The following is a 20,825-nucleotide window of genomic DNA, read 5'->3' as shown; positions in this document are numbered from 1 at the left end:
TTATGGTGGGGGATGCCGAAGATGATCTGCAGGGCTCGTGCGCGCTCTTCCGCGCTTCGTCGCGTGGGCCTTGCCGTGGCAGTAGCGGCGGCCTTGGCCGCTGGCATGCTGTCCTCTCCCTTTGGTCTTCGCGCCACCGCTCAGGCTGTGCTGACCGGAGCAGTGGTGGTCTCGGTGGCCGGTGACATTGCGTGTGGCACCACCGTTGCGGCATACAACAACGGCGATGGGACGGCCACGCAGTGTCGGCAGAAGTACACCGGCAGGCTTCTCGCGGGTTCGGATGCAGTATGGACTTTGGGCGATCACATTTATCCGACAGCGACGACGACACAGTTGGGCAACGCCTACGACCCGACCGGGTGGGGTCAGTTGAAGGGCGTGACGTTCCCAAGTCCGGGGGACCACGACTACGGGAAGATCGGTGGGGCCGGCTACTTCACCTACTTCGGTGTGCCGTCGTACTACTCCTTCGAGATGGGCGGCTGGCATGTCATCTCGCTCAACTCTGAGATCGACCACAGTGCTGGCTCACCGCAGGAGCAGTGGCTTCAATCCGATCTGGCCTCTACCAGCGCCGCCTGCATCGCCGCCTACTGGGGGGAGCCGAGGTGGACCTCGGGCAAGAAGGCGCCCGGAAACGCTACCTTCGATGCTTTCTGGCAGGACCTGTACGCCGCACACACGGACCTGGCTCTCGCAGGGGACACCCATAGTTACGAGCGGTTCGCCCAGATGGCTCCCAACGGGTCAGTGGCCGGGGACGGCATTCGAGAGTTCGTCGTCGGCACCGGTGGCAGGAGCCTGGTTGGATTCCCTTACGTTCAGCCCACCAGTGAGAAGAGGGTCAAGGCCTTCGGTGTCCTCCAGCTCACTCTCCAAGACGGCTCGTACTCCTGGCAGTTCCTCGACGAGGCCTCAACCATCCGCGACTCAGGCTCAGCAACCTGCAACTGACCGAACGCAACAGAGCCAGCCCGAGGCCGCTCTGCGTGCCAGCGGTGATGGTCACACCCTTGTAGGGCCCACAAACCTCTGACGGCCAGCCGCGTGTCCCAAGGTGCTGGAATCCAGCAGGTGACCTAGGGGAACCGGGAGGGCTTCACCCGCCCAGACATGACGATGCCCGCCGAGGTCTCGGGTCCTCAGCGGCGTTTGGGCCACCAGAAGCTCGTGAGAACCATGAGCGCCCCAACCGCGACGAGCATGAGAATTGCGTTGACCATGACTGCACCCCCGGCAGACCGTACCCCCGCGGAGCGCACACTCACGTGGGTCACTTGAGGGACCGGCTTAACGATGCCCGCCGGCTTCGGGTCACCAGCGGGCATCGGTGGCGCTGGGATTCTGGGAGAAAGCACTGCGCCTTGCGGAAACCATATGCCCAGGTTCCCGTCGCTACATCACCTAACCTGAGCAAGCAGGCACATGACGATGCCCAGGGGCGGGAGCTGGGTCTCCGGTGTTGTGGCGCCCCGCACGGTTGGCGACGGGCGGGGCGCTGGGGCCCGGGTTAAGCCCCGGCATCCCGGGCTCTTGGTCGGGACCATAGTCCTGGGTGGTCGCCCATTACTTGATGCAGTGAGGGGTGAAGGATGCGATGCGCGTGCGCCTCAATTGCGACCGGGCTAGGACCGGGGGCCATCCGAGTTCGACACCTCGCCTTTCTGGGCGCCGTGAAGTGCCAGGACCCGGGGGCGCCGTAGCGGGGCGCGACGATGACCTCCGAGGACCTCCCGGGCGCGGCGGGCATCGACACCCCACCGGCGATTCGCTCTTCCGGTCCCGGCACGGTCGGCGTACCTTGCCGGGCATCGGCGCCCGTCACACCGCGCTTACGTGGCGCCAGAGGAGGGGTAGTCATGCTAATTCGTCGTCGTATCGGCAGGCGTTCGGTTCTGTCCACAGCCGTGGGTATTGCTGCGCTCGCCGCCGGCTCGCTGGTGAATGCCGGTGCTGCGCAGGCCGATCCGTCCGTCTCGATCAGACCGGTGCTCGGTGGCCTGGCTGCGCCGCGCGGGATCGTGTTTGATGCCAGGGGCAGCATGTACGTCTCGGAGTCCGGGGTCGCGGGCAGCGGCCCGGCCGGATTGACACACACGGGCAAGGTGGACAAGTTCACCTGGGGTTCGACCACTCCGGCGTGGACGAAAGAGTTCAACTCGCTCTACGCGACCGAGGATCCGTCCGCGCCGCCGGACGTGTTGGGCCCCGAGGGGCTCAGCGTGGTGCCCAACGGCTGCAAGGAGGACCCTCGCGCATGCCGGGTGCTGATGATCACCAGCGAGTCGACGCCGGGCATTCGCGCTGCCACGGGCGGATCGGTAGTCGACCGGCAGGCCGGGCACCTGTACCGCCTCGACGGCAACACCGGCGCCGCGGAATCGAAGTCGAATGTCGGCTCGCAGATGTACCAGTGGACAGGCGATCACTCCAGTCTGTTCCCTGATGACTTCCCCGACTCCAACCCATACGGCGTGCTGGTCACCAAGGGCGCCGGTCGCGCCCGTACGTTCGTGGCGGATGCCGGAGCGAACACGATCAGCGAGATCATGCCGGGCGGTAACGCGCGCGTGGTGTCCTACATCCCGAACGAGGACTTCGGGGCGTTCCGCGACGCCACGCCGACCTGCATCGCGCAGGGCCCAGACGGCTACCTGTACGTCGGCACCCTCGACTTCGTATCCAACCTGTTCGTCCCGCCCGGCACCGGTGGCTTCTCCAGCGTGTGGCGAGTCAACCCGAACGCCAACTATCCGACCGCACCCACGAAGTGGGCCACCGGGCTGACCACGATCACCGGATGCACCTTCGACCGCCAGGGCAACTTCTGGGCCGCGGAGATGTTCGCCGGCGGGCTTGGCGCGAACCCGCCCGGTGACATCGTGCAGATCCCGTTCGCGCACCCGACAGCCCAGGCTCACTTCGGATTGGGCCAGCTGCCGGTGCCAGGAGGCATTGCACAAGGGCCGGACGGCGCGATGTATGTCACCGTCGGATCATCAGCACCGGGCGTCAGTGGCGGAGTCATGCGCGTGTCCGTCAACCACTGAAACAGCAAGAGCCGGTCGGCGCCGCACACACCGGGCGCCGACCGGCTCTCCATCTTCGCCGCGGAAGGCTGCCGCCCAAGTACAAGCCGGCCATTCCCAAAGGTAGTAGGCCGAACGTATGCGGCCAGCCGTGTGAGCACGGCGCATCGTGCCATCGACTTCCACGATCCAAACGGTCATCGGCATGTGAGCGCGTGCCCGGGCATGACGATGCCCCAGGTCTCGGGATCACCAGCTCCTTCCTGGGCTGACGGCACCCCATCGCGGCATGACTCGATGTCGCCGTCGGCCGTGTAGACCGTCCACGGTGCGGCGTGCGCGCCCGCACATGGTGGAGTTGACGGCCACCATCTCGCCATCGCACCGCAGTGGAGGTCCGCGAAGGCTGCTCGTAGCCACAGGGATCGAAGCAGTTGGCGGGATTCTGTGAGCCGCCGACCCACTCGTACACTGTGGGTCACGCGCTACGGTGGCGCGGTGGAATTCGCGCCGATCTCAGTCGAAGATATTGCACCCCACAGCGCTCGCCATGTGCAGGCGCGGGACGCTCAGATGCACAGCGTTCACACGTCCCTAGTGCGCGACTACCTCGACTGAGGCGGCGGGGCGGAGCGGGCAGGTCGTGGACGACCACTACGAGCGGATGCGGGCCCGGTTGCTGGCGGCCCTGGCCGACCACGAGCGCGGCGACCTGGACCATGCCGGCCTCCAGGCGGCGGTGGCCGGGCTCCGCGATGCGCTCGACGGCTCCCACCCCGAGATGCGCGAGGCGCTGTTCGAGGCCGACGTCGCGCTGGAGTACGCCCAGCACGGCCGTCCCGGTGACGGATCGGACCCGAGCGCCGGGCTGAAACGGGTCCGGCGCAACCTGCGCGAGGCGCTCGGCTGAGCGTCGGCGTCGGACCGGAGCCGGGATGGACAAAGGCCCCACCCGCGCCGAGCGGATGGGGCCGCGGATCGAGGCTCCCCCCGGGTTCCTCGTTCCATACTCATGGTATGTCAACGACGCTGCGACCAGGAGGGGCGAAGGTCCCGGCTGCCGGGCGACTGGCCTGACCCGTCGACCGGCGCGTCCGGGCACAGTGATGCCCGCCGGCGTCTCGGGTCACCAGCGGGCATCTGAGGTTCAGATTACGTGAGCCCGGCGCCGGGGAAAAGGACTTTGGTCCCTTGCCCGGCCACCGGGGTCGACCGGCTCCGGACGAGGATGCGCCCTGCGGTGCCGTCGGCATTCGCAGGGCGCTGACCCGGACGGGGGACCGGACCTTCAGCCGATGGTAAGGACCCGCCCCCACGCTCGAACCCACCCTTTGGGGTGAGGGCGTGAGGGAGTCGGATGAGTGCAATCAACGGGTTGCACAACTGGCGTTGACCTGCAATATTGAAGTTGCACATCTCGACGACGCGGAGGAACCGACATGACCCATCAGCAGTCATCCGGCAGCACGGCGATCGACCCACTGGACCGGATCGAGAAGAGCATCGACATCGACGCGACGGCCGACCGGGTCTGGGACCTGGTCTCCCGACCCGGCTGGTGGATCAACGACGGGACCGTGGACGACGAGCCGGTGCTTCGCCAGGACGGTGACGTCACCGTGCTGACCCACCCGCGGCACGGCGAGTTCCAGCTGCTCACCGTCGAGGCCGACCGTCCGTCGTACGCCGCCTTCCGCTGGCTGCACGCGGCGAACGACGAGCGCCCCGAGCGGTCCACGCTGGTGGAGTTCCGGATCTCGCCCCGCGCCGGCGGGGTGACGCTGTCGGTGACCGAGAGCGGGTTCGCGAGCCTGAGCCCGGACCGGGCGGTGTGGCTGGCGGACCGGGCGGGCAACGTCGACGGCTGGGACACCGAGCTCGGTGCGGCGCGGACCTACCTGGCCGGCGCATGACCGCGAGCCTGGCTCCCGTGTTCGCCGCCCTGGCCGACGACACCCGCTGGGCGATCCTGACCCGGCTGGGGGAGGCCCCGGCCTCCGCGTCGGCGCTGGCCCGCGAGCTGCCGATCAGCAGGCAGGCGATCGTCAAGCACCTCGAGGTGCTCCGGGCGTCGTCGCTGGTCGAGACCGAACAGGTCGGGCGCGAGCTCGTGCACCGCGCCATCGGCGGACGACTCACCGACGTCGCCTCGGAGCTGGAGCGGATCGCGGGTGCCTGGGAGCAACGGCTGGCTCAGATCAAGCGGCTGGCCGAGGCTCCCTGACCCGATGTCCCCCCGGCTCGCTGCAGGGCCCCGAAACCCAGATCGCCCGTGCCAGGAGGCGGCACGGGCGATCTACGGAGGTCGCAGCAGCCGTGGGGGGATGTCGGCGCCGCAACTCGATGAGGTTCAGTCGCTGGCTTCCTCGTACGTCGCCAGGAGGGTCAGCGCGAGGGCCTCGGCGCTGGCGAGGGTCAGGCCACCGGGCGTGGAGACGTAGAGACGGGCCGGCCCGCTGGGCGAGCCGTCGGCCGTGGCCGTGGCGGTGTGCCGGATCTCCCAACCGTCACCGCTGCGCGAGTCGCTCCAGTGGGTGGTGTTGCCCTCCCAGCGCAGCTCGCGGAGGTGCTGGGCCTGCGTGACGTTGCACCAGGCGGGGCAGTCGACGGTGACGCGGGTGGCGCTCGTTGTGGTCATGACATGTCACCGCGGCGGGGGGATGGTGTGCGCATCGGTGTGCCTCCTTGTAGATGTGACGCAGCGCACCGGCAGGTGTGACGCGACTTTCACCTACGGATTTCGTCGTTTCGGAGAAGCCCCCAGCCTGCGGTGAGGCGGAGGCCGTTCAGCGTCACGAGCGTGCCACGAGCACGATCCCGACCGCCACCACGACGGCGACGACCAGGAGCAGTCATGGATGCCGGGCATGGCGAAGCCCGGACAGGACCCCGTGGCGTCGGAAGCCGCCGTGGTGACCGGGGCGAGGCAGGTGGCGCACGTGCTCACGCTGCAGATCGACGGAGCCGCCGGTCACGAGAGGTGGCGGACCATCGTCCACTCGTTGACGTCGCCGGACCGCTTGTAGACCAACGACTCCAGCACCGCCGTGGCCAGTGCCAGGCCTCGCCCGTCCTCGTCCATGAGGTCGGGCATGTCGGTGCCCCAGGCGCCCCCGGGGTACTCCTCGCCGCTGTCGGACAGGGTGCCCTCGAGCCGGTCGGGGCGGACCGCGAGCCGGAAGCGCCACCGCACCTCACCCGGCGGCTTGCCGTGCTCCACGACGTTGCCGGCGACCTCGATGACGGCGGTCTCGAAGAGCATCAGGTCGGATCCGGACAGCTCCGGGTGGTCGACGCCGACCTGCTCGAGCAGGTCGTGGAGGAGGTCCAGGCTGTCGGGAACCGCGAGTCCGTCGAGGACGTAGTCACCATTCATGGGATGCGGCCGCCACGGTCGGGTGGGCGCGCAGCACGCGGTCCAGGTTGGTCAGCCGCAGGACCGCGACCACCTGCTCGGGGACGTTGGCGATCCGCAGGTCACCACCGGACTGCCGGGTGCACTTCAGCCCCGCGATCAGGGCCCCGAGGCCGGAGGAGTCGATGAAGACGACCTCGCTGAAGTCGACCACCACGCGGTCCCGGCCGTCAGCGACGCTCTCCTCGATCAGGCTCTTCAGGGCGGGCGCAGCCACCATGTTGAGTCGACCGGTGGGGGTGAGTACCGCCGTACGCGTGTCCTCTGACATCAGTGTGCTGCCTCCGTTGTCGGTTCGGGTGCGCGGTAGAGGGCCGCGCGGTAGATGACGCTGATCACGAGCAGGTCGTAGGCGACCCAGGCGAGGTTGACCGCGGTGCCGACCGTACTCGTCTCGGCGTGGAGCCACAGCCGGACCACCCCGATCACGCAGGCGAGCACGAGCACGACCGTCGCGACGACCTGGGGCCACACCAGCCGCCACGGGAAGCCCGAGCGCTCCTGCCGGGTCTTGGGGGTCACCACGAAGCCGAGCGGGCGTCCGAGGTAGACGTTGGCACCGGCGGTGACGCACGCGCGGATCCACAGGGGGAACAGGGCGAGGCTGTACTGGTGGCCGCGCCAGGTCTTCACGCCGTACCCGACGACGAGGAAGAGCAGCTGGTTGGCGACCACGAACGGGATGAAGAGCGAGATGAACGTCAGGCCGTAGGAGTTGACCGGCTTCACGCCGAAGCAGAGGTAGGTCACGGGTGCGACCATGAAGACCACGGCGGCGAAACCGGCCAGGTAGCTCCACATCGTGGCGAAGTACATCAGCCGCTGCCCCAGCGTGAGGCCCTTCTGGACCAGGGGGTTCTCCTTCAAGAGCACCTGGAGCGTGCCCTGGGCCCAGCGCAGCCGCTGCTGGAGCATGGTGCCCAGGTCCTCGGGGGCGAGCCCGTGGGCCAGGATCTGGTGGTGGTAGACCGACTTCCAGCCCAGGGTGTGCAGCCGCATGCAGGTGGCCATGTCCTCGGTCACCGACACGGTGGCCATCGGCATCATCGGCTGGGCCTCGTCCGCGCGGTCCACGTCGACCGAGCGCACGAGCTGGCGTACCGACTCGAGCGCCCCGAGCGGTGACCACTCGCGGTCGGCCAGCTGCTCGAGGGCCCGGTCGTCGATCACCAGCAGCCCGGCCTCGGAGCTGAGCTCGGCCGGCAGGTTGAACGACGCCAGGTCGGCGCGCATCACGGCCACGTCGTGGTTGACCAAGGAACGGGACGCGGAGTCCACCGCGGCCTGGAAGGCGTAGGTCACGTCGCCCACGTGGTCCCCGGCGTCGAGGGCCCGACGGGCGGAGCGGGCAGCGGTGCGGACGTTGGCGACCGCGGCCATCGCGTGCCGGCCCTGGGCCTGCGAGGTGCGCAGGGCCCGGGTCAGGATCTTGTCCGCCGTCGCGAGGGCGTCGCGAACGGCGACGTGCACCTCGCGCACGTAGCCGACCACGCCGAGCTGCATCAGCGCCTCGCGCCGCAGCACGGCGTTGGAGCCGCAGAAGTACGCCGCGTTCCAGCCGTCCTTGCCCTGCTGGATCGGGCCGTAGAACAGGGGGGCCTGGCTGCCGAGCGGGTCCGAGCCGGTGACGTTGCTGAACCACTGGGGCGTCTGGACCAGCGCGACCTCCTCGTCGCGGAACCAGCCCAGGGTGCAGTCCAGGATCGACGGGTCGGGGATCTGGTCGGCGTCGAGGATCAGGATGAACTCGCCCTCGGTGACCAGCAGGGCGTTGTTGAGGTTGCCCGCCTTGGCGTGCCGCGGCCGGTCGACCCAGTCGACGCTGCGGGTGACGTAGCCGAGTCCGACCTCGGCGGCCATCTTCCGCATCTCCGGCCGGTCGCCGTCGTCGAGGATCCAGGTCTGGTGCGGGTAGCTGATCGCCCGGGCCGCTCGCGCGGTCGCCGCGACCATCTCGACCGGTTCGTTGTAGGTCGTGATGAAGACGTCGACGGTCGCCCCGTCCGGCGGCGGCGGAGCGTCGCCGCGGAGCTTCATCCGCCAGACGGTGATCCCGAAGAGGAACGCGTCGATCAGGGCGTAGGTCTCGGCGATGACCAGGGGCAGGGCGATCCACCAGCTGTGCCAGTTCACCGAGAACAGCCACCGCCAACCGACGTACAACGAGCCGAGCAGCAGGGTCAGCGTGACCATCAGCCGGGTGAGCGCCTTCCTCACCATGACGGTTCCCGCCGGATGACCAGGGCGGTCAGGTCGTCGGCGACCTCGTGTCCGATGCTGGCGTCCATGATCCGGTCGCACATCTGCTCCGCGGTGCGGTCCGACGCGGCGAGCTTGCGGGCCGCCTCGAGGACGTCGTCGGGCTCGGGATAGATGTCGAGCAGGCCGTCGCTGACCACCATCAGGGTGTCGCCCGGGGCGAGCCGGGACTCCTGGCTCTGCCAGTTGGTGTCCAGGTCGGAGCCCAGCGGCAGGTCCCGCGAGGAGAGCTGCTCCATCTCGCCGTCGGCGTGCACGATCAGCGCCAGGCCGTGCCCGGCGTCGACGTACTCGAGGTGACCCTGGGACGGCCTGAGCCGGGCGGTGAACAGCGTGGCGAAGGTGCCGGTGTTGTCGAAGTCGTCCTGCATGCTCGAGGCCGTCAGCCGGATCGCGTCGCTGAGCGTGTTGAAGCGTGCCGTGGCCCGCAGCGCGGTGCGGACGCCGGCCGCGATGACCCCGGCGGCGAGCCCCTTGCCCATCACGTCGGCGACGGTGAACTGGAGGAGGGTGTCGTCGAGCAGGTGCCAGTCGAAGTAGTCGCCTCCGACGTGCAGCGCCGGCTGGCAGCGTCCGGCGATGTCGTAGCCCGGGATCACGGGGGGATGGCGGGGGAGCAGCCGCTTCTGGATCTCCCGGGCCTGGAGGGCGTCGGCGTCGGCGGCCAGCTCGACCTCGACCCAGCGGGCGAGGTCCTCGAGGAGGGCGTGGTCGGTGGGGGACAGGTCGCGGGGCTCGTCGTCGATCAGGCACAGCGCGCCCACGAGCTCGCCTCCGGGAGCAGCCAGGGGGGCGCCGGCGTAGAACCGGATCCCGGGGTCACCGGTGACGAGGGGGTTGCGGGCCCAGCGCGGGTCCTGGCGCGCGTCGGGTACGACGAGGGAGGTGCCGGTCTCGATGGTCCGCGGGCAGAAGGAGATGTCGCGTGGTGTACTGCCACCGGCCTCGACGCCGATCGCGGACTTGGTGAACAGGCGGTCCTCGTCGATCAGGTTGACCGCGACCATGGGTACGTCGAAGATCCGCTTGGCCAGGCGCACGACCCGGTCGAAGCGCTCCTCCGGGGGGGTGTCGAGCAGGCCGAGCTCGTAGAGCGCTGCAAGGCGCAGCGGTTCGGATGTAGCCACAGAGTCACCTTCCCGAGGACCTTTCTTTACCAAGGCAAAGGCTATCCAGCGCCGCTGACGAGCGTGGGGAAACCGCGGAGGAAGGGGCGAAAGTCCCGTGCGCGGCCGGGAACCCACCGGATCCGGCAGTGGTCAGCCGGCGGCGACGAGAACGACGGCCACGGCGCACAGGGCGAGACCGGCCGCCTGGACGCGGTGGATCCGCTCGCGCAGCACCAGCGCGGCCAGGACCACGGTGAACGCGGGGTAGAGCGAGACCAGCACCGCGGAGACGCTGAGCAGCCCGCGATGGGTCGCCAGCAGGAAGCAGACCCCGGCCGCCGCGGCGAGGAGTCCGCTGAGCAGCCCCCACCACTGCTCGGCGGCATGGGGCAGTGGCGAGCCGCGCAGCGCCACACAGGCGACCACGACGGTGACCACGGAGGCGGCCTCTGCCGTCGCCAGCGGCCAGTAGCCGGCGTCCGCGGGCACCTGCCCGAGGGCGGCGAAGAGCACGCCGAAGCCCAGGCCGGCCAGCAGGCCGTCGAGGAGGCCGCTGCCGCGGGCCGACGTCGACCCGGGCTCAGGCGGAGGCCCCGACTCCTCCCTGCTCACCAGCCAGATCCCCGGCAGGGCGGCGATCATGCCGAGCCACACCACAGGTGAGGGCCGCTCTCCGGACCACACCCCGATCAGGACCGGGATCACGGTCGCCCCCACCCCGGAGACCGGCGCGACCACGCCCATCCGCCCCTGTGCCAGGCCCCGGTAGAGGAACGCCGTGCCGGCACCCGCGCCGATGCCCGCCAGAGCGCCCCACCACAGCTGGGAGGAGCTCGCGTGCCCGGGCGCGAACGCCGCCAGGAACAGCGCCCCGATCAGGCTGCCGGTGCAGGAGAGGATCGCGACCGGCCAGACCGACGTGCGACGTGACGCGAGTCCGCCGATGAAGTCGGAGACGCCGTACGACGCCGCCCCGAGGACGGCGAGCACCACCGCGATCACGTCAGCACGACCCCGGTGACCCAGACACCGACGGCGACCACGGCGGCGGCCAGCTCGATCAGGACGCTGAGACCCATCGCCCGCAGTGCCTCACGGGTGGACGGCCAGGCCCCGGCCGCACCGACCCGCGCGCGCTCGGCCAGGTAGATCCCGACCGGGAAGCCCAGCAGGACCCCCACCACCGGGATCACGAAGAAGCCGATCACCGCTCCGACTCCACCGACCACCAGGGTGCTGGTCGGGACCGCGGCCCGCAGCCGGCGTCCGGGTACGGCGTACTTCACCACGGCGCCGACCGCCAGGCACGCCGTGGCGACCGCGAAGACCGCCCAGGCGGCGCCCGAGCCGTCTGCGGAGGCCCAGACCAGGATGCCCAGCAGCACCAGGAGGGTGCCGGGAAGCACGGGGACGACGATCCCGAACAGCCCGACCACCACCAGGAGGCCGCAGATGACGTCGGTGCCGGTCACGCGGCGAAGCCTCCCACAGCCGACCCCCGGACGAACCAGACCCCGGACCAGATCGGTCCGGGGTCTCGGTCAGTGCGGTGGGGCCAGGTGTCTGGCTGCTCGGGTCAGAGCTCGCCCTCTGGCGCGATCGCCGGCGTGGCCTTCAGCTTGTCGGTCTCGTCGACCAGGTTGGCCGCGATCTCACGGAGCTTGTCTCCGTGCTCGCGGGCGTGGTGTGCACAGAAGTGCAGCTCGCCGCCGGACTGGAGCTCGACCTTCAGGTAGGCCTGCGCTCCGCAACGGTCACAGCGGTCCGCAGCACTCAGGTGTGCGGAGCTCGGGGCAACAGCAGTGGTCACATCGGCCTCATTTCTCATGTGTTCCGGTGTCATGTCCAACGTAACGAGAGGGTGGGAACATTCCCGTGGTGACCCCCCGGTCGCGACGCGTCTTCCGATACCACGATCCCATCACGGTCTTCGTGCCCGCTGCGCGAAGGTCCATGCCTCAAGCACTGCCGGCCGCGATGGTTTCTCTTCTGTTGAGTGTGACGGTTGAGCGGGCGGTGCGGTTCGGATCCGGGTAATCGATGCGTGAATCTTGTCCGGTTCGTGATGTGGGACACGCTAGCCCCGACCTCACTCCCGGGGGCGCAGCGTGGCTTCGTCGGCGGTCGGCGTGTCGCCGGTAGTCTCGACTTCGCTCGACCACCGAGGATGAACCGCACCACCACCGAGGAAGAACCGCACCACCACCGAATCACAACCGCTGGACCAGCCGCACGACCCAGGAGCACCGCGATCGCCGACAACACCTACAACGCAGCGCACCTTCTCGTCCTCGAGGGGCTGGAGGCGGTCCGCAAGCGCCCCGGGATGTACATCGGCTCGACCGACACCCGCGGCCTGATGCACTGCCTGTGGGAGATCATCGACAACGGGGTGGACGAGGCCCTGGCCGGCGCCTGCGACCTGATCGAGATCACCCTGCATCCCGACGGCTCGGCCGAGGTGCACGACCACGGCCGCGGGATCCCGGTCGACAAGGAGCCCAAGACCGGCCTGCCCGGCGTCGAGGTGGTCTTCACCAAGCTGCACGCCGGCGGCAAGTTCGGCGGCTCGTCGTACGTCGCGACCGGAGGCCTGCACGGGGTGGGGGCCTCGGTGGTCAACGCCCTGTCCGCGCGGCTCGACGTCGACGTCGACCGGTCGCCGTCGCAGCAGGGGATGAGCTTCCGGCGCGGGGTCCCCGGGGTCTTCGCCGGCGACGGACCGGACGCGCCGTTCACCGAGAAGTCCGGGTTGACCCGCAAGGGCGGCCGGGTCGCCAAGGCCAAGACCGGCACCCACATCCGCTTCTGGCCGGACCGGCAGATCTTCACCAGGGACGCGACGTTCGAGTTCGACCTCCTGCTCGGCCGGGCCCGGCAGACGTCGTTCATCGTCCCGGGGCTGGAGCTGGTGATCCGCGACCTGCGCGGCGACACCCCGGTGGAGGAGAAGTTCCGCCACGACGGCGGCATCGGCGAGTTCGCCGAGTACCTCTCCCACGACGAGCCGGTCACCGACGTGCTCCGGCTCCAGGGCGTCGACCACTTCACCGAGACGGTCCCGATGCTCGACAGCCTCGGGCACATGACCCCGCAGGAGGTCGAGCGCGAGCTCACCGTCGACGTCGCGGTCCGCTGGGGCACCGGCTACGACACCGAGCTGCGCTCCTACGTCAACGTGATCGCCACGCCCAAGGGCGGCACCCACGTGAGCGGCTTCGAGAGCGCGATCACCAAGACCTTCAACGACGTGATGAAGGCCACCAAGGCGCTCAAGGTCAACGACGCCGACGTGATCAAGGACGACGTGCTCGAGGGGATGACCGCCGTGGTCACGGTGCGGCTGGCGGAGCCGCAGTTCGAGGGGCAGACCAAGGAGATCCTGGGGACGCCGGCGGTGCGGGGCGTCGTACGCCGGGTGGTGTCGGCGGAGCTCAAGAAGTTCCTGACCTCGACCAAGCGCGCCGAGAAGGCCCAGGCCAAGCTCCTGATGGAGAAGGTCGTCGGGGCCTCCAAGACCCGGCTGGCGGCCCGGCAGCAGCGGGACACCCAGCGCCGCAAGAACGCCCTGGAGTCCTCGGCGCTGCCGGCCAAGCTGGCCGACTGCCGGGCCACGGACAACGACCGCACCGAGCTGTTCATCGTCGAGGGGGACTCCGCCCTCGGCACCGCCAAGCTGGCCCGCAACTCGGAGTTCCAGGCCCTGCTGCCGATCCGCGGCAAGATCCTCAACGTCCAGAAGGCCTCGGTCGGCGACATGCTGAAGAACGCCGAGTGCGCCTCGATCATCCAGGTCGTGGGTGCCGGCTCAGGACGCACCTTCGAGCTCGAGGCGCGGCGCTACGGGCGGATCATCTTCATGGCCGACGCCGACTCCGACGGGGCCCACATCCGGTGCCTGCTGGCGACCCTGTTCTTCAAGTACATGCCGGACCTGATCGCGTCCGGCCGGGTCTACTCCGCCGTGCCCCCGCTGCACCGGATCGAGCTGACGAGCCCGAAGAAGGGCACCGACAAGTACGTCTACACCTACTCCGACGCCGAGCTCCAGCGGAAGCTGGCCGAGCTGGCCAAGAAGGGCCAGCGCTGGAAGGACCCGGTCCAGCGCTACAAGGGCCTCGGTGAGATGGACGCCAAGCAGCTGGCCGAGACCACCATGGATCCTCGCCACCGCACCCTACGCCGGATCACCGTCGACGACGCCGAGGTGGCCGCCGACGTCTTCGAGCTGCTGATGGGCTCCGACGTCGCGCCTCGCAAGGAGTTCATCGTGCAGGGCGCCTACGACGTCGACGTCGAGGCGCTGGACGCCTGACCTCCCGCGCCGCGCGGTGCCACGGCGTACGATCCGGCCATGTTCGCGATGGGTGTGGTCGAGCTGCTGATCTTCCCCGTGCTCGCCCTGCTGGTGCTGTACGGCGTGATCCGGCTCGCGGTCAAGCACGGCACCGTCGACGCCGCACGCCACCGCGAGGCGGACGCCGTCCGTCGTCAGCAGGGCGTGGGCCCGGAGCGGTCTCCCAACTCCCGGCCGTGACGTCGTACGACGTCGTCACGTCGGTCGACGAGACGGACACCCTCGAGCTCTGGCCCGTGTACGACGCGGTGTTCGGCGACCACGACGACGTCGACGCGTGGCGGCGCCGGACGTGGGACGGGCACGTCGCCCGGGCGGGGTTCCGGCTCGCCCGCGCGTACGGCTCGGTCGACGGGAAGCCTCGACTGGTCGGGTTCGCCTACGGCTACACCGGGGAGCACGGACAGTGGTGGACCGACCGGGCCGCGGAGGTGCTCGACCCGACCGTGGCCGCCATCTGGCTGGGCGGGCACTTCGAGCTGGTCAGCCTCGGGGTGCTCGAGCCGGCCCGCGGTCGAGGGGTCGGCCGGGCGCTGCTGCGCGCGCTCACCCGGGGCCTCCCGCACAGCCGGTGGACCCTGATGGCGACCGCGGACGCCGACGACCCGGCCCGCCACCTCTACGCCAGCGAAGGCTGGCAGGTGGTCGGACCGGGTCTTGGCGGCGACCAGGTGATCCTGGGTCGTCAGCGGCCTACGGGCAGCTGATGGCCGGGTTCCACATCGAGTACAGGCCGGCCGGGCTGTGCTGCCAGGCCCAGACGTGGAGCGACCAGAACCCGGTGTCCCCGAGGAACCGGTTGCCCGGCGGCGTGTACATGAAGCCCTGGTCCCCCAGGAAGGGCTGCGGCGTGGTGCCCGTCGGGTCCGGCACGAGGTACTCCATGCCGGCGAACCGCACCTGTCCCGAGGGTCCGGGCGCGTAGATCAGCGCGGCCGGCTTGGTCGGGTCGGTGGAGCCGATGTTGGCGCTGTTGATCCAGTGGAAGCCCATCCCGCCCATCGAGGGCGTGTCGGTGTCCTCGATGCAGGTCAGCCCGTTGACGTCATGGAACAGCCCGTTCCAGCCGTCGGCCTTCGCGGCGGCGAGGCTGTGGTACTCCGCCGTGGCGGACCGGATCTGGGCCGGCAGGTTCGGCGACGCGGCGCTCGCGCTCCCGGCGGCCAGCGCCGTCGCGCCGGCGCCGGTCACGGCGAGGGTCACGGCGGTAGCGGCCAGGATGCGACGCAGCGTCATCACGACCCCTCCTTGACCTCGTGGATGGAGTCCGCCACCAGGCCGTGCGCCTCGCGGTGCACGGTGTTGGCGGCGTCCGGGGACGGCGCCTCGACGAGGCAGAACACCGTGCTGGTGGCCTCGTCGACCCAGTAGCGCTGGTAGTTCACGTCGTACTTGTCCTGCGTCTGCAGGTCGGCCATGTGGGCCTGGGCCACGTCGTCGGCCGAGACCGGACCTTCGAGGTGGTGGATGTCCATGTAGAGCGGCATCAGATGTCCTTTCGGTGTGTGGTGCGTTCACCGTAGGAATCCGGGGGGCTCTCCCTCATCGGGAGACTTGCCCAGGTTCGCCTGCCGCGCTGCCTAGGTTGTCGCCGGCACCGCGGTGGGCACCAGGCTCAGGGCCCGCGCCCGGGCCGCCGCGGCACCGCGCGAGCCCACGCCGAGCTTGGCCAGGACGGCGGAGACGTGGTGGTCGACGGTGCGTGTCGAGACCACCAGCCTTCCGGCGATCTCCTCGTTGGTCAGGCCCTCGCAGAGCAGGGCCAGGACCTCGTCCTCGCGGCGGGTCAGCCCGACCGGGTGCTCGCGGGTGGTCGCGCGGGCACCCGCCGGTACGGCGCGGTGCCCGAGCTCCTTCATCTTCTGCCGGGTCCGACGCGCCGCGGCGTCCGCGCCCAGCGACTCGAACCGGGTGATGGCCTCGCGCAGGTCGTCCTCGCAGTCGGAGTCGAGGAGCGACATCGCCGACTCGTAGCGGCAGCCCAGGCGCTCCCAGTGTGTGGCCGCGGCCGCATGCTCGCCGATCAGCGACGTCGCCCACGGGCCGGGCGCGGGGGAGGCCGGTGCGGAGACCCCGAGAAGCCGCTGCTCCCACACGCTGAGCCGGGCGTCCTCCAGATAGTCCATCGGCGTGATCGCCGCGCGGACGACGGCGAGGTCGGCGACGGCGCCGTCGTGGTCGCCGGCCAGCCACCGGATCTCGGCCCGGGCCAGCCGGGTCGCCGCGATCCACTCGGCCTCCGCGAGGCTGTCGGCCTCGGTCACCCCGGGATCGATGACCTCCAGCGCACCGGGCTCCCCGCGCCGGGCCAGCACCAGAGACAGGGTCACCTGCGAGGTGAGCAGGTTGACCGGGCTCGCCTCGGTGGCCAGCACCCGTCGGGCGAGGGCTGCTGCCTCGTCCCACCGTCCGAGGTCGAGCAGCGCGACCGCTCGGTGGCCGCGCAGGCAGGTGCCGTACGTCGGGATGTCGCGGTCGTCGCAGTAGGCGACACCGTCGCGCCAGTAGCGCTCTCCCTCGGCGAAGCGGTACTGGGCGATGAAGAACGTGTAGGCGTTGGCGTAGGCGCGACCGGCCTGGGCCTCCGCGCCGGCGGCCAAGGCGGTCTGCAGGGCCCGGTCCATCTGGGGCCGCCAGTCCTGGCGGAGCAGGAAGGCCGCGAACGCCGCGTTGTTCAGGACGTCGCTGCTGACCGCGGCGTCTCCGACCTGCTCGGCCATCGTCACGGCCCGGGCGAGCATGGCGCGTCCGGCCTCCACGTCACCGTCGGCCCAGAGCTGGAACGCCTGCGTCGACAAGGTGCGGGCGAGCTCGGGGTCGGGTCCGAGCGGTTCGAGGAGCTCCAGCGAGCGAGCGATGGCGTGGTTCGACCGGGCCCCCTGGCAGAGCCGCCAGTAGACCGACCCGAGCCGGCGGTAGGCATAGCCCTCGCGGCGATCGTCGCCCAGCTCGCGCCACAGCTCGATGGCCCGCTCGCGGGCCTCCGCGGCACGCGGCCAGCTGTCGACCAGGGCGAGCTGGTCGGCGTACTCGTCGTAGAGCTCGGCCAGCTCGTGCTGGTCGTCGGGAGGGAAGCGGAGCGCGCGTTCGTACTGCGCGGCGGACTCGCGGTAGGCGCCCAGCTCGGCCGCCCGTCGCGCTGCCGGTGGCGCGTAGCGGGCGACCAGCCCCGGGTCGCCGATCTCCTCGGCGTGGTAGGCCAGTCGCGCCTCGTCGTCGCAGTCGTCCTCGACGAGGACGTCGAGGAGCGCCTGGTGTCCGGCCCGGCAGCGGTGCGGCGGCACCTCGGACTCGATGGCCCGACGGGCGAGCTCGTGCCGGAACCGCAGGGCGTCGCCCTCCGCCTTCAGCAGCCCCGAGCTGAGCAGCTCGTCGAGGGTCTCGATCGCGACGCCGCCCGCGCGTGAGAGCAGGTCGGGGTCGACGCGCCAGGAGTCGAGCGACGCCAGGTCGAGCGTCGCCCGGGCGGGGCCGCTGAGCCGAGCGGCGCGAGCCAGGACGGCGTCGCGCGCCGACGCCGGGATCTCGGTGCCGTCGTCGCTGAGCACCTCCACCACGAAGAAGGGGTTGCCGCCGGTGAGCAGGTACAGCTCGTCGGGGGAGTACGACGATCCCTCGGCCAGCCGGCGCACCCCCGCCGACGTCAGCGGTGGCAGGTCGATCCGGCGGGTGCCGCGCTGACCGGCCAGCTCGCCCACCGCGACGCGCAGAGGGTCGGCCGGCGCCAGGGCATCGTCGCGGAAGGTGACGAGCAGGAGGAGCGGTAGGTCCCGGATCCGCCGGCCCAGGAAGCGCAGGAGGTCGAGGGTCGCGTCGTCGGCCCACTGCACGTCCTCGATGACCAGGACCGAGACGTCGTCGACGGCGGCCGACGCCCGCAGCACCTCGTCGAAGATCTCGTCCCGGGAGGCCGCGCTGCGCACCAGCTCGAGGAGGTCGCCCCCGAGCCCCCGGGCGATGTCATGCAGGGGAGCGAGGGGCCTAGGCGTGAAGAGGCCGTCGCAGGCGCCCCAGGCCCAGGTCGCGGCGGGGAGGCGCAGCTGGAGCTCCTCGACCAGCGAGGACTTGCCGACCCCGGCCTCGCCGGAGATCAGGACGAGGCGGCCGGCGCGGCCGCGGGCCTCGTCGGCGTACTGGAGCAACGACCCGAGCTGCGTCTCCCTCTCGAGCAGCGACACGGCCGTATTCTCCCTCCACCCGGCGACTACGTCCATCGCCTTCCTCGTGGGTCGAGGAGGCGCCCGCAGGACCGGGGATACGACGCGGATCGCGCGATGGTTCGGCGAGCCCTCAGGCGTGGCGGGTGATCTGCCCGGTGTCCACGTCGTAGAGGAAGCCGCCCACCCGGACCGAGTCGGGGATCAGCGGGTGCGAGCGGACCTTGTGCACGTCCTCGGCCAGCGACTCCAGCTGGTCCTCGACGACGTGGAAGGGGTACCAGCTCGCGTCCATGCCCGCCGACGCCGACACCCGGGCATGCAGCTCGGCCTCCGACGACGATGCCATCGCGCAGCGGGTGTGCGGGACGACCAGGATCCGGTCGACACCCAGCAGATGGGTGCCGAGCACGAGCGCCTCGAGGGCCTGGGGGGTGACCCGGCCGCCGGGGTTGCGGAAGATCTTCGCGTCGCCGTGGCCTAGACCGAGCATCCGCAGCGGGTCGATCCGGGAGTCCATGCAGGTCACCACCGCGACGCCCGCGCGGGCGACACCGTCGAAGTCGGCGTCGTCGAAGGACTCGGCGTACGACGCGTTGGCGGCGAGCAGGTCGTCGAAGTCGCCGGGGAGCTCGTCGGCCCGGCTCAAGGGGTCGGTCACGCAGCCGACGTTAGCGTCCCCCGACGGTCAGCCGGCCAGCCGGGCGAGGGCGGAGGCGCCCACCGACCGGGTGGGCGCTCCGCGGAACAGCAACAGGGCGAGCAGGGCGGCGACCACCGCACAGACCGCGGCGCCGGCGAAGACGGTGTGCTCCTGGGCGATGCCCGCGTGCCGGAGCAGGTTGTCGAAGGCGTCGCACCGGCTGGTCGTGCCCCCGCAGACCTGCATCGGCGGGGGCATGTCGCGGGTCTCGGCGTAGTAGCGGCGCAGCCCGATCGTGGTCAGGCCGGAGATGCCGACCAGCATCCCGACCATCCGGGCGACCACGACACCGGCACTCGCCAGCCCGTGCACCTCCCGGTCGGTGGAGGCGAGCACCGCGGCGTTCACCGGGGCCAGGGCCAGCCCGAAGCCCAGCCCGCCCACCAGGAGCGAGACGTTGGCCGACCAGTCCGACAGCGTGGTCAGCCCCCAGCCGGTCATCAGCAGGAAGCCAAGCGCCGCCAGCGCCATCCCGGCGCCCGCGACCACGCCCGCCGGCAGGGTCCGGGTGAGGTAGCCACCCGCCACCGCCCCCACCGGGATGGCCACCAGGAACCGGACGAGGACCAGGGCGGCGAGCAGCTGCGAGTCGGGGTAGACGGTGGTGCGGGCGAAGATCGGGATGTCGATCAGGGCCGCGATCAGGGCCGCGCCGATGAAGAAGCTGACGAGCAGGGCGCCCCAGGCCGGGCGACGACGCAGGGCGCCCCGCGGCACGAGGGGGCTCTGGTCGGTGCGCAGGTGCCAGACCAGCACCGCGGTGGCTGCGGCGGCCCCGAGGAGGTACCACCAACCCTGCGGCGCGAACACCTCGACCCGCGGATCGGCCGTCGAGAAGGCCAGGATCACCCCGGCCAGCGCCGCGGCCAGGAAGAGCGCACCGGGCAGGTCGGCCTCACGCACGCTGCGCCACCAGCCGGGCAGGTCGACCAGCGGTCGGCGTGCGGTCCAGCACCGGACGGTGAACAGCAGAGCGGCCAGGATCGCCACCAGGCCGACCGGGGTGGGCCACCGCCCGGACCCGGCCACGGGGATGAAGACCTGTCCCCAGGTGACGTCGCTGACCAGGGCCGTCGGTTGCAGGAAGACCAGTCCACCGGCACCGAGCGCGATCAGGAGGAAGACGATGCCGGCCCAGTCGAAGGTGCGCAGGCCGGTGCGCCGGGGGGCCGGTCGGTCCGGCTCGTCGGTCGGGGAGGTCGGTCGACCTCCGGTGGTACGACGGATGGCCACGGCCAGGACCAGTCCGACGACGAGGTTGATCGCGAAGATCACCTGCCACTGCGAGACGGCCAGGACGATCGCGCCGTACAGCGGCCCGACCACGCTGCCGATCTCCTGGACCGCCGAGACGATGCCGAGCGGGACACCCCGACGCTCGACCGGGTAGAGATCGGCGACCAGGGCCAGCGTCGCCGGCACCAGCCCCCCACCGCCGACGCCCTGGAGGAAGCGCCCGGTGACGAGGGTGGGCAGGTCGTAGGCAAGCGTGGTGACCAGCGAACCGGCCGCGAACAGCACCAGCGCCGCGACCAGGACCGGCACCCGGCCGCGCAGGTCGGCGATCCGCCCGATCAGCGGCAGCATCGCGACGTACCCGAGCAGGAAGCCGGAGACGATCGGTGCCCCGCGCTGGAGCTCGTCGATCGAGATCCCGACCGACGCCATCATGTCGGGCAGGGCCAGTACCACCACGTAGGTGTCGGCCGCCGCGAACGCCACGGCCACCGCGGCGAGCGCCAGCAGCAGCCGAGGGCCGCGCGTCACGGGACCGGTCATCAGCGCGTCACGCG

At 70.7% G+C, this 20,825-nt stretch carries 21 protein-coding genes; 8 read left to right on the top strand and 13 right to left on the bottom strand.

The annotated features are described in order from the left end of the window. Positions 1-12 precede the first annotated feature (12 nt). The 5 genes from E3N83_RS06755 (at position 13) to E3N83_RS06735 (ending at position 5,256) form a co-directional block, all read left to right on the top strand. On the top strand, positions 13-957 hold the full coding sequence (locus E3N83_RS06755) for a metallophosphoesterase family protein (RefSeq protein WP_151082570.1): 945 nt from the start codon (positions 13-15) through the stop codon (positions 955-957). A gap of 905 nt (positions 958-1,862) precedes the next feature. Continuing rightward, positions 1,863-3,053, top strand: a complete 1,191-nt coding sequence (locus E3N83_RS06750) for a ScyD/ScyE family protein (RefSeq protein WP_191907990.1) — start codon at positions 1,863-1,865, stop codon at positions 3,051-3,053. 622 nt (positions 3,054-3,675) lie between these two features. Then, positions 3,676-3,942 carry a hypothetical protein gene (locus E3N83_RS06745; RefSeq protein ID WP_151082568.1) on the top strand — a complete coding sequence of 89 codons (267 nt, stop codon included), beginning with the start codon at positions 3,676-3,678 and terminating at the stop codon, positions 3,940-3,942. 529 nt (positions 3,943-4,471) lie between these two features. Then, positions 4,472-4,945: an SRPBCC family protein gene (locus E3N83_RS06740; RefSeq protein ID WP_151082567.1), complete on the top strand. Its 474-nt coding sequence runs from the start codon at positions 4,472-4,474 to the stop codon at positions 4,943-4,945. After that, a complete protein-coding gene (locus E3N83_RS06735; RefSeq protein ID WP_151082566.1) occupies positions 4,942-5,256 on the top strand; it encodes an ArsR/SmtB family transcription factor in 315 nt (104 codons plus the stop codon). Before E3N83_RS06740 ends, E3N83_RS06735 begins: the two co-directional genes overlap by 4 nt. A gap of 126 nt (positions 5,257-5,382) precedes the next feature. On the opposite strand, the gene E3N83_RS06730 is transcribed toward E3N83_RS06735, so the two are convergent. From E3N83_RS06730 to E3N83_RS06695, 8 genes are all read right to left on the bottom strand, one after another. Continuing rightward, a complete protein-coding gene (locus E3N83_RS06730; protein ID WP_151082565.1) occupies positions 5,383-5,670 on the bottom strand; it encodes a hypothetical protein in 288 nt (95 codons plus the stop codon). Positions 5,671-6,003: 333 nt separating this feature from the next. After that, positions 6,004-6,408, bottom strand: a complete 405-nt coding sequence (locus E3N83_RS06725; protein WP_151082564.1) for an ATP-binding protein — start codon at positions 6,406-6,408, stop codon at positions 6,004-6,006. Beyond that, positions 6,398-6,718 carry an STAS domain-containing protein gene (locus tag E3N83_RS06720; protein WP_151082563.1) on the bottom strand — a complete coding sequence of 107 codons (321 nt, stop codon included), beginning with the start codon at positions 6,716-6,718 and terminating at the stop codon, positions 6,398-6,400. The genes E3N83_RS06725 and E3N83_RS06720 overlap by 11 nt, the downstream gene beginning before the upstream one ends. Next, positions 6,718-8,667 (bottom strand): glycosyltransferase family 2 protein, encoded by a 1,950-nt coding sequence (locus tag E3N83_RS06715; RefSeq protein WP_151082562.1) that lies wholly within the window; start codon positions 8,665-8,667, stop codon positions 6,718-6,720. Before E3N83_RS06715 ends, E3N83_RS06720 begins: the two co-directional genes overlap by 1 nt. Continuing rightward, a complete protein-coding gene (locus E3N83_RS06710; RefSeq protein ID WP_151082561.1) occupies positions 8,661-9,833 on the bottom strand; it encodes a PP2C family protein-serine/threonine phosphatase in 1,173 nt (390 codons plus the stop codon). Before E3N83_RS06710 ends, E3N83_RS06715 begins: the two co-directional genes overlap by 7 nt. Positions 9,834-9,965: 132 nt before the next feature. Continuing rightward, positions 9,966-10,808, bottom strand: coding sequence for an EamA family transporter (locus tag E3N83_RS06705; RefSeq protein WP_238343099.1), 843 nt, complete (start codon positions 10,806-10,808; stop codon positions 9,966-9,968). Positions 10,809-10,813: 5 nt separating this feature from the next. Then, complete coding sequence (locus tag E3N83_RS06700) at positions 10,814-11,287, bottom strand: DUF456 domain-containing protein (protein WP_151082560.1); 474 nt, start codon at positions 11,285-11,287, stop codon at positions 10,814-10,816. A 104-nt stretch (positions 11,288-11,391) separates the two neighbouring features. Further along, positions 11,392-11,643: a DUF7455 domain-containing protein gene (locus E3N83_RS06695; RefSeq protein WP_238343098.1), complete on the bottom strand. Its 252-nt coding sequence runs from the start codon at positions 11,641-11,643 to the stop codon at positions 11,392-11,394. Between the two features lie 339 nt (positions 11,644-11,982). Here E3N83_RS06695 and E3N83_RS06690 point away from each other — a divergent pair, with 339 nt between their 5' ends. Genes E3N83_RS06690 through E3N83_RS06685 form a run of 3 tightly spaced genes read left to right on the top strand, consistent with a single transcriptional unit; the run spans position 11,983 to position 14,879 of the window. Continuing rightward, positions 11,983-14,130 carry a DNA gyrase/topoisomerase IV subunit B gene (locus tag E3N83_RS06690; RefSeq protein WP_151082558.1) on the top strand — a complete coding sequence of 716 codons (2,148 nt, stop codon included), beginning with the start codon at positions 11,983-11,985 and terminating at the stop codon, positions 14,128-14,130. 39 nt (positions 14,131-14,169) lie between these two features. Continuing rightward, positions 14,170-14,352 carry a hypothetical protein gene (locus E3N83_RS19480; protein WP_191907989.1) on the top strand — a complete coding sequence of 61 codons (183 nt, stop codon included), beginning with the start codon at positions 14,170-14,172 and terminating at the stop codon, positions 14,350-14,352. Next, positions 14,349-14,879 carry a GNAT family N-acetyltransferase gene (locus E3N83_RS06685; protein ID WP_191907988.1) on the top strand — a complete coding sequence of 177 codons (531 nt, stop codon included), beginning with the start codon at positions 14,349-14,351 and terminating at the stop codon, positions 14,877-14,879. Before E3N83_RS19480 ends, E3N83_RS06685 begins: the two co-directional genes overlap by 4 nt. Here the strand turns inward: E3N83_RS06685 and E3N83_RS06680 are convergent. The 5 genes from E3N83_RS06680 to E3N83_RS06660 all read right to left on the bottom strand — a co-directional run bounded on the left by E3N83_RS06680 (position 14,866) and on the right by E3N83_RS06660 (position 20,799). After that, a complete protein-coding gene (locus tag E3N83_RS06680; RefSeq protein ID WP_151082556.1) occupies positions 14,866-15,408 on the bottom strand; it encodes a hypothetical protein in 543 nt (180 codons plus the stop codon). The two genes, E3N83_RS06685 and E3N83_RS06680, sit on opposite strands and share 14 nt — an antisense overlap. Next, on the bottom strand, positions 15,408-15,659 hold the full coding sequence (locus tag E3N83_RS06675) for a DUF4242 domain-containing protein (RefSeq protein ID WP_151082555.1): 252 nt from the start codon (positions 15,657-15,659) through the stop codon (positions 15,408-15,410). Before E3N83_RS06675 ends, E3N83_RS06680 begins: the two co-directional genes overlap by 1 nt. A gap of 93 nt (positions 15,660-15,752) precedes the next feature. Further along, positions 15,753-18,350: an ATP-binding protein gene (locus E3N83_RS06670; protein WP_191907987.1), complete on the bottom strand. Its 2,598-nt coding sequence runs from the start codon at positions 18,348-18,350 to the stop codon at positions 15,753-15,755. A gap of 112 nt (positions 18,351-18,462) precedes the next feature. After that, positions 18,463-18,990: a beta-class carbonic anhydrase gene (locus E3N83_RS06665; protein ID WP_238343097.1), complete on the bottom strand. Its 528-nt coding sequence runs from the start codon at positions 18,988-18,990 to the stop codon at positions 18,463-18,465. 27 nt (positions 18,991-19,017) lie between these two features. Then, positions 19,018-20,799 (bottom strand): MFS transporter, encoded by a 1,782-nt coding sequence (locus E3N83_RS06660; RefSeq protein ID WP_337692371.1) that lies wholly within the window; start codon positions 20,797-20,799, stop codon positions 19,018-19,020. Positions 20,800-20,825: the final 26 nt, after the last annotated feature.

Source organism: Nocardioides cynanchi (assembly GCF_008761635.1).
GTDB classification, from domain to species: domain Bacteria; phylum Actinomycetota; class Actinomycetes; order Propionibacteriales; family Nocardioidaceae; genus Nocardioides; species Nocardioides cynanchi.
Note: the sequence above shows the minus strand (reverse complement) of the source record. Positions and strands in the feature narration are given on the sequence as shown.

What these genes read in the sequence shown, in the direction of transcription:
- E3N83_RS06755 (WP_151082570.1), top strand. Translation starts at nt 13, where the DNA reads ATGCCGAAGATGATCTGCAGGGCTCGTGCGCGCTCTTCCGCGCTTCGT.
- E3N83_RS06750 (WP_191907990.1), top strand. Translation starts at nt 1,863, where the DNA reads ATGCTAATTCGTCGTCGTATCGGCAGGCGTTCGGTTCTGTCCACAGCC.
- E3N83_RS06740 (WP_151082567.1), top strand. Translation starts at nt 4,472, where the DNA reads ATGACCCATCAGCAGTCATCCGGCAGCACGGCGATCGACCCACTGGAC.
- E3N83_RS06735 (WP_151082566.1), top strand. Translation starts at nt 4,942, where the DNA reads ATGACCGCGAGCCTGGCTCCCGTGTTCGCCGCCCTGGCCGACGACACC.
- E3N83_RS06730 (WP_151082565.1), bottom strand. Translation starts at nt 5,670, where the DNA reads ATGACCACAACGAGCGCCACCCGCGTCACCGTCGACTGCCCCGCCTGG.
- E3N83_RS06725 (WP_151082564.1), bottom strand. Translation starts at nt 6,408, where the DNA reads ATGAATGGTGACTACGTCCTCGACGGACTCGCGGTTCCCGACAGCCTG.
- E3N83_RS06720 (WP_151082563.1), bottom strand. Translation starts at nt 6,718, where the DNA reads ATGTCAGAGGACACGCGTACGGCGGTACTCACCCCCACCGGTCGACTC.
- E3N83_RS06715 (WP_151082562.1), bottom strand. Translation starts at nt 8,667, where the DNA reads ATGGTGAGGAAGGCGCTCACCCGGCTGATGGTCACGCTGACCCTGCTG.
- E3N83_RS06695 (WP_238343098.1), bottom strand. Translation starts at nt 11,643, where the DNA reads ATGAGAAATGAGGCCGATGTGACCACTGCTGTTGCCCCGAGCTCCGCA.
- E3N83_RS06690 (WP_151082558.1), top strand. Translation starts at nt 11,983, where the DNA reads ATGAACCGCACCACCACCGAGGAAGAACCGCACCACCACCGAATCACA.
- E3N83_RS19480 (WP_191907989.1), top strand. Translation starts at nt 14,170, where the DNA reads ATGTTCGCGATGGGTGTGGTCGAGCTGCTGATCTTCCCCGTGCTCGCC.
- E3N83_RS06680 (WP_151082556.1), bottom strand. Translation starts at nt 15,408, where the DNA reads ATGACGCTGCGTCGCATCCTGGCCGCTACCGCCGTGACCCTCGCCGTG.
- E3N83_RS06675 (WP_151082555.1), bottom strand. Translation starts at nt 15,659, where the DNA reads ATGCCGCTCTACATGGACATCCACCACCTCGAAGGTCCGGTCTCGGCC.